Annotated in this window: 16 protein-coding genes, 1 tRNA gene and 1 pseudogene; 9 read left to right on the top strand and 9 right to left on the bottom strand. The window is 38.4% G+C overall.

The window, feature by feature from the left end:
- Positions 1 to 35: 35 nt before the first annotated feature.
- Positions 36 to 188: a YjcZ family sporulation protein gene (locus Q8G36_RS08985; RefSeq protein WP_072272578.1), complete on the top strand. Its 153-nt coding sequence runs from the start codon at positions 36 to 38 to the stop codon at positions 186 to 188.
- 111 nt (positions 189 to 299) lie between these two features.
- The gene (locus tag Q8G36_RS08980) at positions 300 to 554 is read left to right on the top strand and encodes a stage VI sporulation protein F (protein ID WP_305159793.1); all 255 of its coding nucleotides are present in this window, start codon (positions 300 to 302) and stop codon (positions 552 to 554) included.
- A 382-nt stretch (positions 555 to 936) separates the two neighbouring features.
- Here Q8G36_RS08980 and Q8G36_RS08975 read toward each other — a convergent pair whose 3' ends face one another.
- From Q8G36_RS08975 to Q8G36_RS08950, 6 genes are all read right to left on the bottom strand, one after another.
- A complete protein-coding gene (locus Q8G36_RS08975) occupies positions 937 to 3,210 on the bottom strand; it encodes an ATP-dependent helicase (RefSeq protein WP_305159794.1) in 2,274 nt (757 codons plus the stop codon).
- A gap of 492 nt (positions 3,211 to 3,702) precedes the next feature.
- The gene (locus tag Q8G36_RS08970; protein ID WP_034314455.1) at positions 3,703 to 4,191 is read right to left on the bottom strand and encodes a spore coat protein; all 489 of its coding nucleotides are present in this window, start codon (positions 4,189 to 4,191) and stop codon (positions 3,703 to 3,705) included.
- Between the two features lie 233 nt (positions 4,192 to 4,424).
- Complete coding sequence (locus Q8G36_RS08965; protein WP_034314453.1) at positions 4,425 to 4,688, bottom strand: hypothetical protein; 264 nt, start codon at positions 4,686 to 4,688, stop codon at positions 4,425 to 4,427.
- 158 nt (positions 4,689 to 4,846) lie between these two features.
- Positions 4,847 to 5,275: a GNAT family N-acetyltransferase gene (locus tag Q8G36_RS08960; RefSeq protein WP_141993164.1), complete on the bottom strand. Its 429-nt coding sequence runs from the start codon at positions 5,273 to 5,275 to the stop codon at positions 4,847 to 4,849.
- 4 nt (positions 5,276 to 5,279) lie between these two features.
- Positions 5,280 to 5,795, bottom strand: coding sequence for a YjcG family protein (locus Q8G36_RS08955; protein WP_305159795.1), 516 nt, complete (start codon positions 5,793 to 5,795; stop codon positions 5,280 to 5,282).
- Positions 5,796 to 5,884: 89 nt separating this feature from the next.
- Positions 5,885 to 6,607, bottom strand: coding sequence for an alpha/beta hydrolase (locus Q8G36_RS08950; protein WP_305159796.1), 723 nt, complete (start codon positions 6,605 to 6,607; stop codon positions 5,885 to 5,887).
- Between the two features lie 188 nt (positions 6,608 to 6,795).
- On the opposite strand from Q8G36_RS08950, the gene Q8G36_RS08945 reads away from it, so the two are divergent.
- Positions 6,796 to 7,353, top strand: coding sequence for a phosphatidylglycerophosphatase A family protein (locus Q8G36_RS08945; RefSeq protein ID WP_305159797.1), 558 nt, complete (start codon positions 6,796 to 6,798; stop codon positions 7,351 to 7,353).
- 17 nt (positions 7,354 to 7,370) lie between these two features.
- Here the strand turns inward: Q8G36_RS08945 and Q8G36_RS08940 are convergent, their stop codons facing one another.
- Positions 7,371 to 7,592, bottom strand: coding sequence for a hypothetical protein (locus Q8G36_RS08940; protein ID WP_076367067.1), 222 nt, complete (start codon positions 7,590 to 7,592; stop codon positions 7,371 to 7,373).
- A gap of 1,481 nt (positions 7,593 to 9,073) precedes the next feature.
- Entirely contained in the window at positions 9,074 to 9,358 is a 285-nt protein-coding gene (locus Q8G36_RS08935) for a hypothetical protein (RefSeq protein WP_305159798.1), read from the bottom strand.
- A 24-nt stretch (positions 9,359 to 9,382) separates the two neighbouring features.
- On the opposite strand from Q8G36_RS08935, the gene Q8G36_RS08930 reads away from it, so the two are divergent.
- From Q8G36_RS08930 to Q8G36_RS08910, 5 genes are all read left to right on the top strand, one after another.
- On the top strand, positions 9,383 to 9,886 hold the full coding sequence (locus Q8G36_RS08930) for an ABC transporter permease (protein WP_305159799.1): 504 nt from the start codon (positions 9,383 to 9,385) through the stop codon (positions 9,884 to 9,886).
- 563 nt (positions 9,887 to 10,449) lie between these two features.
- A tRNA-Val gene (locus Q8G36_RS08925) sits at positions 10,450 to 10,521 on the top strand.
- A 93-nt stretch (positions 10,522 to 10,614) separates the two neighbouring features.
- The gene (locus tag Q8G36_RS08920; protein WP_305159800.1) at positions 10,615 to 10,842 is read left to right on the top strand and encodes a hypothetical protein; all 228 of its coding nucleotides are present in this window, start codon (positions 10,615 to 10,617) and stop codon (positions 10,840 to 10,842) included.
- A 179-nt stretch (positions 10,843 to 11,021) separates the two neighbouring features.
- Positions 11,022 to 11,759: a tRNA pseudouridine(38-40) synthase TruA gene (gene truA, locus Q8G36_RS08915; protein ID WP_305159801.1), complete on the top strand. Its 738-nt coding sequence runs from the start codon at positions 11,022 to 11,024 to the stop codon at positions 11,757 to 11,759.
- Positions 11,760 to 11,868: 109 nt separating this feature from the next.
- Positions 11,869 to 12,393, top strand: coding sequence for a type 1 glutamine amidotransferase domain-containing protein (locus Q8G36_RS08910; protein ID WP_305159802.1), 525 nt, complete (start codon positions 11,869 to 11,871; stop codon positions 12,391 to 12,393).
- Between the two features lie 194 nt (positions 12,394 to 12,587).
- Here Q8G36_RS08910 and Q8G36_RS29020 read toward each other — a convergent pair.
- Positions 12,588 to 13,316 (bottom strand): annotated as a pseudogene (locus Q8G36_RS29020) (DUF421 domain-containing protein).
- A 249-nt stretch (positions 13,317 to 13,565) separates the two neighbouring features.
- On the opposite strand from Q8G36_RS29020, the gene Q8G36_RS08900 reads away from it, so the two are divergent.
- Positions 13,566 to 15,668 (top strand): YhgE/Pip domain-containing protein, encoded by a 2,103-nt coding sequence (locus tag Q8G36_RS08900; RefSeq protein ID WP_305159804.1) that lies wholly within the window; start codon positions 13,566 to 13,568, stop codon positions 15,666 to 15,668.
- The last annotated feature ends 24 nt before the right edge of the window (positions 15,669 to 15,692 follow it).

Here is a 15,692-nt window from a genome sequence, read left to right as displayed (position 1 = left end):
ATCAGTAAGCTTTAGCGAGAGCGAGGTGATAGAGTATGTTTGGTTTTGGTGGCTACGGTTGTTGTGGCGGCAGCGGTTATGGATACGGCGGCGGTTATGGCGGTGGATACGGTGGCGGCGGTTCTACTTTCGCGATAATCGTTGTATTATTTATCCTATTGATCATTGTAGGGGCTTCTTTCTGCTAAAGTAAATGGAATAGGCAGAAGAAGCCTATTCCATTTATTTTTTTTGTATGGGCCTAGCACCTTTTTCTGATAATGCCATAGGATAGGTACAGAAAAGGGAGGGGCTTAGGTATGGATAATAACTTTTTTAAAAACATAGAAGGTAAAACCGGCGTAAATATGAAAGATGTATTAGAATTGGCAAACTCGCTGCAAGGAGCCAACTTCAAAGATGAAACAACTGTTAGAAACGTTATTAAGCGCGTTTCAAAAATAGCGAATAAACCGGTCGATAAGGAAACGGAAGATAAAATCGTTCATTCCATCGTAGCTGAAGGGAATAAACTCGATTTCGGGACGTTATCCAATATGATAAATAAAAAGTGAAAAAAGGCCTGCAATCATGCAGGCCTTCAGACTGTAGACAAACTCGAAGAAAAGCGAGTTTGCCTGCAGTTTTTTTATTTTTAAAAATTTGTAGTGGATTTTAGAAATCCGCTCCCTTTCCGCCGACTGTCTGCCAAGCCGCATCAAAGCAAGCATCTAGTAGGGTCTCGGTTGCCAGTTATTCGGCAGGAGTGTCGCAAATTTCTTCAATCCAGTAAGGGTATAAAACAGTAAAAAAATCATGGAGTATAACCAAGTCTTGTTTTAAAATCATGGTAATAATTCCCTTGGTAAAGTCGTGAAAGGGATTCGGAATGAGACCATTCCGAAACTCATTTTGTTTTTCCTTCCATTTCCAAAGATGGATAGCATCAGCTTTTGGTCAAAGCTTCAGGAAACGTGATGGATGGGCGGTCCGTCCGCGTCTAGTTTGCAGGATGGAAAGGTAAAGATCCTTTTTAGCCCTGGTTGCCGCTACATAGAGCAATCGTCTTTCCTCTTCAAGAGGGGATAGTTCCCCTTTTCGGTAAGATTCAAGTGCGAAATCATGAGGAATGCTGCCATCGACAGCAGCAAGGACATAAACGGTTTGATATTCAAGCCCTTTGGAACGGTGTATGGTGGTAAGCTGTATGGCATCCTTAAAATGTTTCGATAGCTGTTTAATCTCTTGGACCATCGCAGTCATATGATCGACATGTTCAAGGAAAGCGGCGACGGTGGGAAAACGATTTGCTGCCACCTTTAAGTCACGGATGTCATCGGACCCTTTTTCCAGGTTCGCATCATTTCCGCGTTTTTTTACATATTCCTGGTATCCTAAATCTTTCTCGATGATTTCTAAAGCTACGAGTGGAGACATATTTTTTAAAGAGCGGATCTGTCCCGGAATCGTTTTTAATTTTCGTTCTTGAAAAGCATGTCCTGTCTTAACAAAAGCAAATGCATCGATGAAATCACAATCCTGCAATATTGTCATTGCTTTTAATTCCTGTAATATACTTTGCTTTAAGAATAAGGAGGAAAGAACATCAGATGCTGCCTTGCTGTCATGCGGGAACAAACTCAAGCGCATAAAGGCAAGCATGCCGCGAATGACCCTGCGCTGATAAAACGAATCCGCATCCTTTTCAATGACGAATGGCAAGTTGGAAGCGGCTAGCCGTTCAAAAATGGCCCTGGACATCGTGTGCGTCCTGTACAATACTGCAAAGTCCCCAGGGTTTGCCCCCTTTGATATTTTCTCTTGGATATCGGATACGATCATCGTTGCTTCCAATTCCTCATCATAAGGATAAAATAAAACAGGTGGATTACCTGAATCATGCTGTGCCCTCATCTTTTTCTCCATCCGGTTCTGGTTGCGCTTGATCAAGCGGTTCGCTGTAGCGACAATTTCATGGGAAGAGCGGTAATTCTCCGTCAGCTTCACCACTTGGGATCGAGGGAAATCATGATTGAAATTCAAAATATACTTCGGATCGCTTCCCCGGAATGAATAGATGGATTGATCATCATCTCCAACCGCACATACATTTTTTGATTCAGCAGAAAGGAGTTTTATCAATTCATATTGAACTTTATTAATATCCTGAAACTCATCTACCAAAAAATAGTTAAACCTTTGCTGATATTTCTTTAAAAAATCCGGGTGGTTTTTTAAAAATACATAACAGCCTACAAGCATATCATCGAAATCATACTTCCCTGTTTGCTGTTTATATTCTTCATATTTCTTATATAGATATAAACAGGATTTCTCCCACTCGTCCTTAGGTTGGATATCTTCCGGAAAGGCCAATGAGTTTTTCCATAGTCCAATTTGTTGAAGGGCTTGATCATATGCAAATTCCTTATCATCAAGTTCCAGCTCCCTGCCAGCCTGTTTCAATACCTTTTCTTTTTCCCACTCCCACTTCAATAGGAAATCGCGCTGCCATTTGGCTGGTTCATGGAAAATCAGGATTTTATAAAAGATGCTATGAAAAGTCCCGCTAACGATTTGAGAAACAAGTGAAGGAGTCATATAGGGATAGCCGAGCAGACGCTGCTGCATTTCCTTTGCGGATTTCGCCGTAAATGTTACCAGCATGATACTTTTTGGATCAATCTTTTTCACTGTGAGCATGTAGGCAGTACGTACCGTCAATACGCGGGTTTTCCCGCTGCCTGCTCCTGAAAGGACGAGAATGGGTCCATCGATCGTCATTACGGCCTTGAGTTGCTCTGCATCGAGAACAACCCCTGATGAGGATAATTCTTGAAAGTATGGTTCCTCTGATTGTGCCAGGCCATATGGTTTATCTGAATATTTCGGATTGCCGGTTATGGGCCGGCTTTTAAGGAAAGGTTCGGTAATGATTTTTGTTTCCGTAATGGTTCGTGATGTAGGAATCCTAAATCCATTCTGTTCCATATATTCTAATGGCTTGTCCTCATTTATTGGTTCTGAAATTGGCATTTCACAGGGCCCCTGCGATGGGTCACTATGATAAAAATAAGGTGTCTCATGGATTCCAATAAATAATTTCACTGGTTTATGACAAATGATACAAGAAAGCTGATCACGTTTTCCTTTTTCAAAAAGTGTCTGCAGCTCACCAGCTGAAACGGTATGTAAATGTACGATTTCATTGCCAGATTTTGCTTGATTCATATAAATGGATACCTCTAATCTATTAAAAATATCGGCAATACTCATCATACCAGAAGATTAGGAAAAAAGAATGCGGAAATCATGTTTAAATATTGTTCAGAAAGGGTAATTAAATGACAACATAATTATTTAGATGCATAGCACCTGTCATACCATTTGATTATATTCAATATGCCAACCGGACGGTCGAAGCTGCAGAGAAAGTAAGAATTGTTAAAGGAACGACACCCATTCAACCTATCCGTTTTGATCAGGAGTTGGAAAGGGATAGGGATAGGGATAGGGGAAGCGTTGATGGATTACATCAAATTCAAGATAATAATCGGGTAAGTTCATATGGAGCAGGCACATATAGATATCAAATGGGCATGAGGGTCAGTGAAGATTTAACGGCTGGAATGACAGGAAAAGGAAGGTTTATCAACGAAATTGTCTAGTTCCTCCTTTAAAAACAAAAGAGGACACGTGAAGTGTCCTTTTTGTGTTGATTTCTTAAAGAATGTCTATTTCCACGATTAGGGCTAACAATAGTTGCAATAAAAGTTGGATGTTTAGTGCGATTTGTGCATCAGTTGTTGTAATGTCGATATCACGGCTGTTTTCTACAATTGTTTTTTGGCGCGTGATTTGTTTAACATTAGAAGATTGGATTAATTGTTGAGTGATCTTTTCAGCATTATCAGCATCTGCAACGGAAATGCTTACGATGACCGCAATTGCAGCTTGTAGAGCAGCTTGTAGTGATAGGGCCGCTTTAACATCCGTTGAAGTGATATTTACATTACAAGAATCTTTAATGTAAATAAGTTCTTCAGAAAGCTGAACTTGATTATTATCCTGTCTTGCATCTTGGTCAATCTTTGTGTCATCGTCGTTACAGAATCCTGAAAGGGGATGTCTGGAAGCGGAATCTAGAGCCGACCATGACCTTTCAGAGTCATCATGTGTGTTACAATTGCTACGATATACATTTTGGTTCATGTTGTTTTTTCCTCCTTAGGTTTTATTCCCTATTAAAATATGCTTTGATGGTTAATCGGGTTGGACGAATAAATCAGTTCATTCGTCTATTTTTTAAATACTTAGAGAAATTATTAGTGTGTGGGGGATGAATAATAAAGAAGCTGGAGCTTTAGGAATGAAATGTAAGTGCTGCTATGTCTCGGTTTACTTATTTCTCGCCAGCAAGTAAGGTGATTAGGTGATATGGTGCGTCATTTATTTTTGGAATCCGTGAATTTGTTGTGAATGGAATTGGTAACTGGATTAACATCATGTTCCGTGATGTTCTTTTCTTGGTTTATGATTTTTAGTGATTGCTCTTGTAAATAACGAACGGTTTCTTTAAGGTTGTTTCTCTCTTTTTCAGTTAGATCGACCTTTTCCTTTTTGAAACCATGCTTTCTCAAAGTCCTCGAAACCAGCAGTTCCATCAGTCTTTTTTGAGACTCATCCAGGTTAAAATCATTGTTACCCATAAAATTTTCCCTCCTTCTTGCTTTCTATATATAGACTATGTATTTTTGAGAAGATTGCCATTGAACACAAATGGTTTTTTTCATAAAACGATAATCTAAGTCCGTGAACGAACAAAAAAGCTGTCCAATCAGAAGACTGAAAGGACAGCTTTTTTATATCATAAAATGGTTTTCTTCATCGTTTTATGCGGAATGCCAGCATCCATGAATTCGTCGGAAACGATCTCATACCCTAATTTTGAATAAAAAGGGATAGCGTGCACCTGGGAATCAAGCTTCAATTGAGGCACTTCCTGCTGGATTGCGTATTCCTCAATAGCATTCATGATCATGGCGCCGGCACCATTCTTCCGGCCCGATGATAGTACACAAATGCGCTGGACTTTACCGATGTTGTCAATGACCCTGAAGCGGCCGGCACCGATTGGCTGATGCTGCTCATCATATAAAACGAAATGTGTAGACTCCTTTTCATATTCATCGATCTCTTCTTCAAGAGGGACGTTTTGTTCCTGGACGAACACTTTTTTTCGAATCATATATGCATTTTCAAGCTCTTGGCTGTTCTCTGCGATTTTTACAAACACGAAATCATTCAGCTCCTAATCTAAATGTTTCATAAACGGTCCATGCCCCGTCTTCAAGTTGATACAGCAAGTGAACTCGTTTCACCTCTTCTTCATGGCTGATGTCAAGCATGCTTAATTGGCCTAAAACATCAGAATGCTCATTATCGGATAAATCTTGAGCGATTGTAATATGCGGGACAAATGCTTGTTCACTTTCACTTTTCATGAAGTCCTCATTGTTAAGTGCATCATGCAGCTCTTGAAGCCCTTCGGATAATTCTACTTTGAAATAAATAGTATTGCTTACGGGTTGGAAAGACTTCGTTTTCGTTACGCTCATGGTAAAAGGCCTGCACTTTTGAGCGATGCCTTTTAATTGTTCTGCGATTGTTGAAATTTCCATATCCGTCGCTTCGAACGTTGGTTTTAGCGTCAGATGCGGTGGTATGAAAGCATATTTCGTATCATACCGTTTGCGATAGGAGTTAGCTAAATCTTGTAGTTTTTTTGAAGGGAAAATTGCAACACCATATTTCATAAATAAAACCTCCTGATATTTTTTATAGTTGTATTATAGTTGGACATGTTTTTACTTGAAACCATCCCAAAGAGATGATTTCAAGTAAATTAGAACATTTCCAATAGTGCTCGTTTTAAATCTGCCTGCCAGTATTTCCAGGTATGATTACCTTCAAATTCTTCATAGAAGCAAGGAAATCCTTTTTGGTTTATTAATTTATGCAATTCCCTATTTGGTTCTATGAAGTTTGCTTTGTTGCCATCCGTCGTCGGAACATCTGTTTCACCAGTCCCGATCACATGGTAAAGTTCGAGGAGATGCGGATCCTCAAAATTACGTACAGCATCCATTACTGCTTCATTGGCAAGTGGCGACTGCATGATGCATTTCCCGAATGTATGCGGATACTTTAGAGCGGCCAATAAAGAAACTGTACCGCCAAGAGAGTCACCGATCAAAGTTCGACCATGTCCCATTTGATAGGTTGGGAATTCATCATCTAAAAACGGGACAAGTTCATGGGCAAGAAAACGTATGTATGCAATGTGCTGTTCCCCTTCCGGATGATATTTGCGCCTCCGGTCAAAGCGGTCTTTATAGGGAATGCCGACAATGATGATATTCTCGATCTCATCGTTCCCTAACAGTTCATCTGCTACCCGACCAATTCGGCCCATTTGAAAATAATCACGGCCATCCTGAGCAATCACAAGCGAATATTTATACAATGGCGAAAAATTTGCAGGCAAGTAAACAAGTAGTTCCAATTCTTCTGCTAAAGCTTCGCTTTTAAACATGTACTCTTTAATTGTACCTTTGCGTAAACTCATTCTTCCGCACCTCGATGATAATTAATAATGAAAATAACTTACTTGATTATTTTAGCATAGCCTAGCGACTTTTTCCCGTGACAAGAATTTAGAATATAAAATTTTCGTTATATTTTCTAAAAATTTAAATTATTAGGTGCTATAATACAAGGATATAGAAAAATAATACAAAAAAGGTGGCGAATAAAATGGCAGATGTACACGTACACAGCAGGGAAGTAACAAAGGCGGCTAAACGAACATTATTAGAGCGTGGTGTCAGTGTGGAGGCAATTGCAAAAATCGTTTATGAATTGCAGTTCCCGTACAAAGCTGACCTTAAGCTGGAGGAATGCATCCACAGCGTTGAGCGTGTCCTGTTGAAAAGGGAAATTCAACATGCCATTTTAGTCGGTGTGGAGCTGGATAAACTGGCAGAGCAAAAAAAGCTATCAGAACCCCTGCAATCGATGGTTGAATCTGATGAAGGGCTATTCGGAGTGGATGAAACGATTGCCTTTGGTGCAGTACTCGGTTACGGAAGCATTGCAGTTACGACCTTTGGTCATTTGGATAAAAATAAAATAGGCGTCATACACGAACTTGATAAGAAGCAAGAAGGAATCGTTCATACCTTCCTGGATGATATCGTTGCAAGCATTGCCGCGAGTGCCGCCTCAAGGTTAGCTCATCGTCTGAGAGATGAAGAAGAATCGTTAACCGAACAGGAAAAGGACATCCAGGAAGAAGAAGAGTTAATAGGTTGAATCTTGATTAACAATCTTCATCCAGACCTGTCAAACCTTGCCTTAATGAGGCGGGCAGAAAGGATATTGGCCACTTTAAACGTCCGTTTTGTCTGCCTTAGAAAACAGAATGCGTGAATATGGCCTGGATAAATTTCAAGCACCTGAATTTTCCGCTGCGTAATCTTACCTTGTTCGGAGAGATAAATTATCTCCAATGGAGCATTTTCTTCCATATGTTTACGAAGTATATATTTCATTCCCTGTCACTCCTTTGCTGACTTGCTTGCTATCATTATATGCGAACATACGTTTTATATGCAAGTGAAAAGGGAACGTTGGTTCGGTTTTGTGGTGAGGGGAAACAAAGAGGATAAATTTAAAACTTTTTTAAACATTTAACAAATTATGTTCTTTAAGTATCTTACTAGTTAGTCACTACATACGACTAGTCAGCTCAGTGGGAGAGCACTTCATTGACTGGGAAAGCTGGTCGAGTTTCACTCCACATTAAGCTCTTGTTCTTTAACACCAACAATTTCAAGTTAATGAAGCTTACGAGATGAGAAGTAGTCATGTATAGACACTCCCAGTTCAAGCCTTAACGACTTTACAAATAGTAAACTTCTGAATCACTTTTCTTTTTGATTTCAAAAAGAAAAGTGATTTTTTGTTGATTTGATTTTCTTTCAAAAAATTTATTTATGATTAGGAACTAGTGGGATGAAGAGAGACAACTCTCAGTGGTTGCAAAAAGCTTTTTAATGATTCCTGAGCTGGACTGAGGAAGAAGGAATAACTCAAGACCAAGGGTACTCTCAAGAGTTATCTATAAGGGTACTCCGCAACGTGTATTCATCCCATTTTGTTCGGGATTGTGAGGGGAGGTTGATGTTTTGTCACTTCTTTAAGCTCTTCAACTTCTGACCTTTCTTCTAATGGTCCTCTTAGAAGTACACAGTAGCTGGTTCTTCATCAATCCAAGCTGACGTGCCATTATACCTCACCTCATTGTCAGATGGAGAAGAAAGAATCTGTTTCCTCGATTAACATCCACAAAAATCCCTTCCTTTTTTTAGTCTCTTAGAATAAATTTTTTAGTAAACGAATGGAAGCTTAGCGACATTTGGAAATCCAGCCTTATAAATACATTGAACGTCGAGTACAGCACACAAGGTAACATTGTTTACGTCAGGTAAGCGAAACTGAAAAGGGTCTAACTAAATACCCATAGAGCAAGGCAAGCACACTAGAGGAATCACTGAGTCCACCTCTAAGGATTCTAAGCCGTCTCACGGAAAAAATACGGTCTCAAGGGGGTCAATACATGCTAGGTAGGTGCTAATAAGGGGAACTAGGTGGTTTACCATCTAAGGGGAAATCAAAGGCGAGATGGAGCTAATTAGGGTAGTTATTTTTTAAAAAATTGGATATGTTAATTTTCATTGTTGATTTTTGAACAAATAAAAGAGAACACTTATTGAGTTCTTCTTTAGAATGAAATAGCTTACCTGTTGGTTAGTGTTTGAAAAAATTTAAAAAGTTAATTATTACTTCAACCCCTTGTTGTTAACAACCAATTCTTAATAACGGTATATAAACAAATAGATTTTTGCTGTTTGAGTTAGATTTATTTTCACTTTTGTATCATATTTTACAAACATCTTTTCTTTTAATGAATAAAATAACCCGAAAATAAAAAAAGAAAAAGGTGATTATAATTAATAATCGTTATCCTATTTCACATTGTAATTCCTTTGTAGACACCACATATCTTAAAAAGAAATGCGATCAAAAGAAACCGGATGATTGTCATTGTTGTCATAAGAAACACAATGACTGTATTTGTGATCAAAAGAAACCGGATGATTGTCATTGTTGTCATAAGAAACACAATGACTGTATTTGTAATCAAAAGAAACCGGATGATTGTCATTGTTGTCATAAGAAACACAATGACTGTATTTGTAATCAAAAGAAAACCGATGACTGCCATTTGTGCCATAAGAAACATAATGACTGTCACTGTGACTCTAAGAAACATAATCTAGTGAGAGCATCTGCGTTCAGGGCTAATAAGAACACACCACAACTTTACGAAGCAGCGGTTAATCCCTCTGTAAAAGTTTTATACCAAACTGAACAATTTGATTTAGCAAATGAATATAATCCGCATATATCAACATTTATTCCAACTGAGGATGGAGTTTATGAGATAACAGCAAAAGTCTCATTTTGTCCGTCCAAAAGTAAAAGCGATAATTCCTCAAAAAACAATAATGATAATTGCAATTGTGATTATTGCAAAATTACTCATTCTTCAAAAGAAGGATATGTCGCATCCATTTCAATTAACGTAAACGGAGATGATTTAGATACTGATATTGACTTCTTTGAGAAATCAAGTCCTATTGGACTATCGGTTACTACAATCCTTCAGTTACAAGCAGGAGATCGGGTACAAGTAATATTTAGCGCAGGTGCAAACGGAGTAATTTTAGCAGAGGCTCCTTTAACTAACTTTCAAGCTGCCAGATTCCCATCTCCCATGTAAAGATCTTTTTTGCTTTTCTTTGCTTAATCCTTAGATTGAGCACCTAGACATATATTTGTTAATTAAAGTTTTGTAAAACTTATGTGTAGGAGCCTAGGATTTCCTCATTAAAGGTTAGTTGGATTCTATTCTGAGAAATTTTTGGGGTCAGATCCTGCTGGCTTCTTTTTTTCTTTGACTTTGTTCAAAAAAACGGTGAAAAAAGAGTAAACTCTCTTGAACAAGTTCTCAAAAACAATGACCTTACTCAGTGTCAGCTCTCAGTGGAATGACTAAAATAAAGACAACAATCGTATCTGACTATAAAGAAAAGATACGTCCTCAATTTGGCTCATGCTGTTTTACGAAGATGTTTAGGGAACTCATAAAGATGTAACTGAACTGATTCTTACAAGCTTGCAACTTTCAAGGATTAACTTCTAAGACCACTTTACGACAAAAACTTTTTTAGCAAAACTACTTGTTTTATTTTGAATACCACTATATAATAAATCTTGTCCAGAAAAGAAGTCAGCAACTAAATAAGGTTTAAAATCAAGCTCTAAAGAGCTTGACTTACATACGACTTGTTAGCTCAGTGGGAGAGCACTTCCTTGACAGGGAAGGGGTCGTGGGTTCGAATCCCTCACAGGTCATCAACTACCAAAGGCTCAAATCCTTGATATTACAAGGATTTGAGCCTTTTTTATTTTTTTCATTTCCATTTGTTATTCCTGTGTGTTTATGTATTGCGCAAAGTTGTACGGAAACTGGGCGTGACGGTGAATCGTTCGTTGCATGACGTTAGCCACTTTGGTACACTATGCAGAAGTGCATTTCACTTTGATAACTGGGATTTACTATCGAATGGCATAGATAAGATGTATGATCTTTACATCAATCATGGTCCTTGTAAGCGGTGGGGTGCTCCTAAACGAAACATGAAAATGGAACTCCTTTTACTGCGTTCACTGTAGACTTGTGGAAGTCAGGGATAAAAACTCATTACATTATGATACAAAACCAATTAATAACTTAACAATTTAAATGTGTTTCTAAGAAAAAGACCATCTGTTCCCTCATACAGCAGGAGTTGTATGGGGGCTTGTATTTTATCAAGATGATGACTATACAGTAATAAAATAAGGAGGAAGCAATGAACAATTATAAATTGACCATTCAATATGATGGCGGGCGCTATAAAGGCTGGCAACGACTCGGTAATAGTGATGATACGATTCAAGGAAAAATAGAAAATGTATTAACTGAAATGGTAGGGGAAAAAATCGAGATCATCGGATGCAGCAGAACGGATGCCGGTGTACATGCCCTTGCTCAAATCGCCAATTTTAAGATTGGTGAAAATCTGACGGAAGCTGAAATCATGAATTATCTGAATAGATATTTACCAAGGGATATCAGCATTGTCGAGGTTAGGCTAGTTCCTGAACGTTTTCATGCTCGTTATAATGCTAAGGATAAAACCTATTTGTATAAGATCTGGAACGAGCAATATACAAATCCTTTCATGCGAAAGTACAGTATGCATATAGAGAAAAAGCTGGATATCACAAAAATGAAAAAAGCATGTCAACATTTTATAGGTGAACATGATTTCACAGCTTTTTCAAATGCAAAGTCTAAGAAAAAATCCATGGTGCGTGAAATATATTCCATTGATATAGAAGAAAATGCCGGCTTCGTCCAAATTACAGTGCGAGGTGATGGTTTTCTTTATAATATGGTTAGAAAGATTGTTGGGACGTTGATAGAAGTTGGGTTGGGTGAAATAGATGCTGAAAATATACCAAGTATTTTAGAGTCAAAAGAAAGAATCCAAACGGGCCGTATGGCGGAGGCAGCTGGGTTGTACTTGGTAAAGGTTGATTTTTAGACCAAATATTGATGCATCGGTTAATGCATGTAAGGTGTACAGGCAGTGGAAAAAGGGAAGTAATAGGAAAGAATGGTAAAGGGAAATAACGAAAGAAGGAGAGATTTTCATGAGATTAGCAGGAAAGAAAATAATCAGTCTTGTGCACCATGATTTTGAAGATTTAGAGCTCTGGTATCCGATTTTACGATTAAAAGAAGAAGGAGCGATTGTTCACCTCGCTGGAGAAAAGGCGAATGAAACATACATTGGAAAATATGGTGTACCAGCTATATCTGATTATGACTATGGCAGTATTAAAGCTGAAGAATATGATGCCATTCTTGTACCGGGCGGATGGGCACCTGACAAAATTCGCCGGTTTCCTGAAGTGATATCACTTATCCAAAGCATGGAAGAAAATAAAAAACCCATCGGGCAAATTTGTCACGCTGGTTGGGTGTTGATCTCCGCTAAAATTTTACATGGGAAGACTGTAACGAGTACACCGGGCATTAAAGATGATATGGAAAATGCGGGGGCAACTTGGATAGATAAGCCCGTCGTCGTAGATGGAAACCTTGTATCAAGCAGACGTCCGCCTGATCTGCCGGATTATTTAAGGGGATTGATAAACGTGATTGAAAAGAGTTAAACATAATAGGCAAAAAAAAGTGGTTTTTCCTTCTGGAAAAACCACTTTTTATTATTTCCACTATACAATTACCCGAATGCGAAATATTAAAATGAAAAGGAGTATTTTCACTCATTTAATCCAGTTTAATTTTATGAAATAAAATGGACAGGGAAGGGTCGATATAGGTTGGATTATTGTTAAGATATTTATTTTTAATCTTGATTATGATACTCACTGAAATGCAAAAGATTATCCCTTGATCGATCCTTAATCAAATCAATATACAAATTTCCTTTTGTCCCTACCACAGCATACGAGATATCAAAAACAACAAGGTTTCTTTTTTTGAGTTCAGCCATTAACCATTCGTCATCGTAGGTGTGTTTGGATAAATTATCATATAAGATCTTCTCGTCATAGACCAATTCAATTGGAACAGATCCTGCTGAGGGCAGTAAAGGTAAATCCTGCTTGGTGGTATTTTGGTATTGTTCTTTTTTTTATACAGAGAGGGAGCCATTTATTTCTAAAATGGCACATTCTACTTCTTCTATGTTAAAGATATCTTTTCCACGCAAAGCCTGTTTAAGAGAATCCAGTGAATACCCCATTTGTTTCATTGACTCTTCGAGAATTTGTCCCTTTTGAATTAAGGTAACAGGTTCTCCAGCGATCCATTTCCCGAAGCGCGGATTTCGAACCGCTAGAAGATTCAGCATAAAAACGACGGTACCCATAATAATAATTGCAATGATAAAATACAGGAATTTAATTTTAATATTGAATGCTAGATTTCCTGCAATTGTCCCCATTGTAATTGAAGCGATATAGAGGTGATAGGTCCTCTGGGCAATCGTCTGTTTACCGAGGAGATGGACAAATACCCATAATAAAATAAAAGAGGTAAAGGTTCGAAAGATGATTTCAACAGATTCTGACATGACTATTTCTCCCTTAAAAACTCCCGACAGTTCGTTTGTGATAGTATGTTCTTACACCTTGCCGTTTATTCTGTATCAGGAAACAACTTCCTTTTAAACTTCAATTATAAGTGACATCTCAGGAAGCAAGTAGTTCGTTACTTGCTTCTTTTTAGTTGGTTTGATAAATCCATGGATATGTTTACTTAGTATCGATTAAGAAATTTCTTCGAATAATAGTATCAAAATACATTTGCACGGGGGGATGTTTTGAGAAATATTCGGGAAATTTTCATTGACGATTTAAAAAGCATTTATAAAAATTTCTTTGTTTGTATCGTAGTAGTTTTTCTCATGTTCATCCCTTCCATTTATGCGTGGTTTAATATTGTCGCATCTTGGGACCCGTATGCAAATACGGAAGGAATTCTTGTAGGTGTTGCCAATAATGATAAAGGTGCGGAGTTAAATGGCGAAGCCGTGAACATAGGCAAGGAAGTCATAGAGGGGTTAAAGGAGAATAAGGGTTTAGGCTGGAGATTCACTTCGGAAAAAGCGGCGATTGCAAAGGTGGAAAAGGGGGATTATTATGCATCCATCATCATTCCGGAGAACTTTTCCGAACATATTGCGACAATCATGACCGATGACCCTAAGAAGGCGGAGATTGATTACTATGTTAATGAAAAAATCAATTCCATTGCTCCTAAAATTACGGCAGCGGGTGCCAACAGCATAGTGGATAATGTGAGCAAAAGCTTTATCAAATCGGCCAGTGGGAGTATCCTTGCAATCTTTAATGAACTGGGAATCACCTTGCAAAACGAGTTGCCGACCATTCAAAAAATGAAGAATATGGTGTATTTATTAGAGGGTGAACTGCCTGAGCTTGAACAAAATATCAAAACCGTTCAAACACATGTTAAAAAGGCTGAAGAAATCATTAAGAGGGTCAATGATGGTCTGGATTCAATAGAAGGAATAACGTCGCAGAAGGACAAATTGGTATCGGACGTTTCTAGTTATGTAGATTCAACCAGGCAGGCATTCGAAGGAATCAAACCCCTTTTGAAAAATGATATTGCGAACATCAGGAGCGATAATGAATCCGTTTTAGTGCTTGCGAACCGGTTAACGGGTCAGGGGCTGCCTGGCGATGAGTCCGATCAGCTAGTTGAACAAGGGGTAACGAGGATAAATAAAGAGTTGTACCTTTTGGACAGTATGTATAATTTATTGGTAAGAGTCAATCAATTTAATGAGAAAAACTTGCTTCAGCCAGAAATACAGCTAGTTGATGAACTAAGGAATAATGCTTCGAACCAACTTCAAGCGCTGAATAACAGAGCCTTCGGCAATCTTATCGAACTTGGCGGGAACAATGATCAAGTCTTGGCAAGATTCCAGGAAAGCTATTCCAAGGAAACAGGACCAAAATTCAATGAAATCTGGAGTGAAACGGAATCAATATTGAATAATGTCCAGCTTACGATGGAGGAGGGCACCAAGGTTCTTCCTGAGGTGAGGACGCTGTTGAATGAGACCAATCGAACATTGGAAACACGTACAGGGGATATCGATAAGTTACAGAATAAGTTTCCGGAAATCGCAACGAAAATAAAGGCGCTAGCTGCTAAAATGAGGGAAATCGATAAGTCTTATAATATGGAAGAAGTGATCGATTTCCTAAGGAATGATATCGAACAAGAGAGTGAATTTTTTTCAGAACCAGTGCTGCTCAATAAACACAGTCTCTTTCCGATTCCGAACTATGGATCCGCCATGTCTCCTTTCTTTACTGCACTTTCCCTGTGGGTCGGCGGTACAATATTGATTTCCATGCTTAGCGTGGGTGTTTCTCAAAAAGTCTACAGCCCTTATCAAATTTATATCGGGCGGTATCTTATATTTTTCATCATTGGGGTAATGCAGGCACTTAGTGTTTCCATTGGGAATATCACCCTTATCGGTGTTTATGTAGCGGATAAATTTGAGTACATCCTGTTTTCTGTTCTGATAAGTACAGTATTTACACTTATTGTCTACACCTTGGTTTCCGTTCTTGGAAATGTTGGAAAAGGGATAAGCGTCGTCTTGATGGTCCTTCAAATATCAAGTTCAGGCGGCACCTTCCCCATTCAAGTCACACCGACCTTTTTTCAACACATTAACCCTTTTTTTCCATTCACCTATGCTGTGGGTTTACTTCGTGAATCAGTTGGGGGAATAACTTGGAGCGTAGCTGGCAAGGACATTTTCATCTTGATTCTCTTTTTCATAATCACGCTGATCTTAGGTATCATTTTGAAAAAACCTCTGCATGCAAGGACACAAAAGATGAAGGATAAATTGTATGGAAGCAGGATTTTTTAAGGTCATTGAAAAAGTGCTAGTGAC

It is taken from the genome of Peribacillus frigoritolerans, assembly GCF_030676415.1.
In the GTDB taxonomy this organism is placed as follows: Bacteria; Bacillota; Bacilli; order Bacillales; family DSM-1321; genus Peribacillus; species Peribacillus frigoritolerans_A.
The sequence above is the reverse complement of the archived record's forward strand: the minus strand, read 5'-3'. Positions and strand labels throughout refer to the sequence as shown.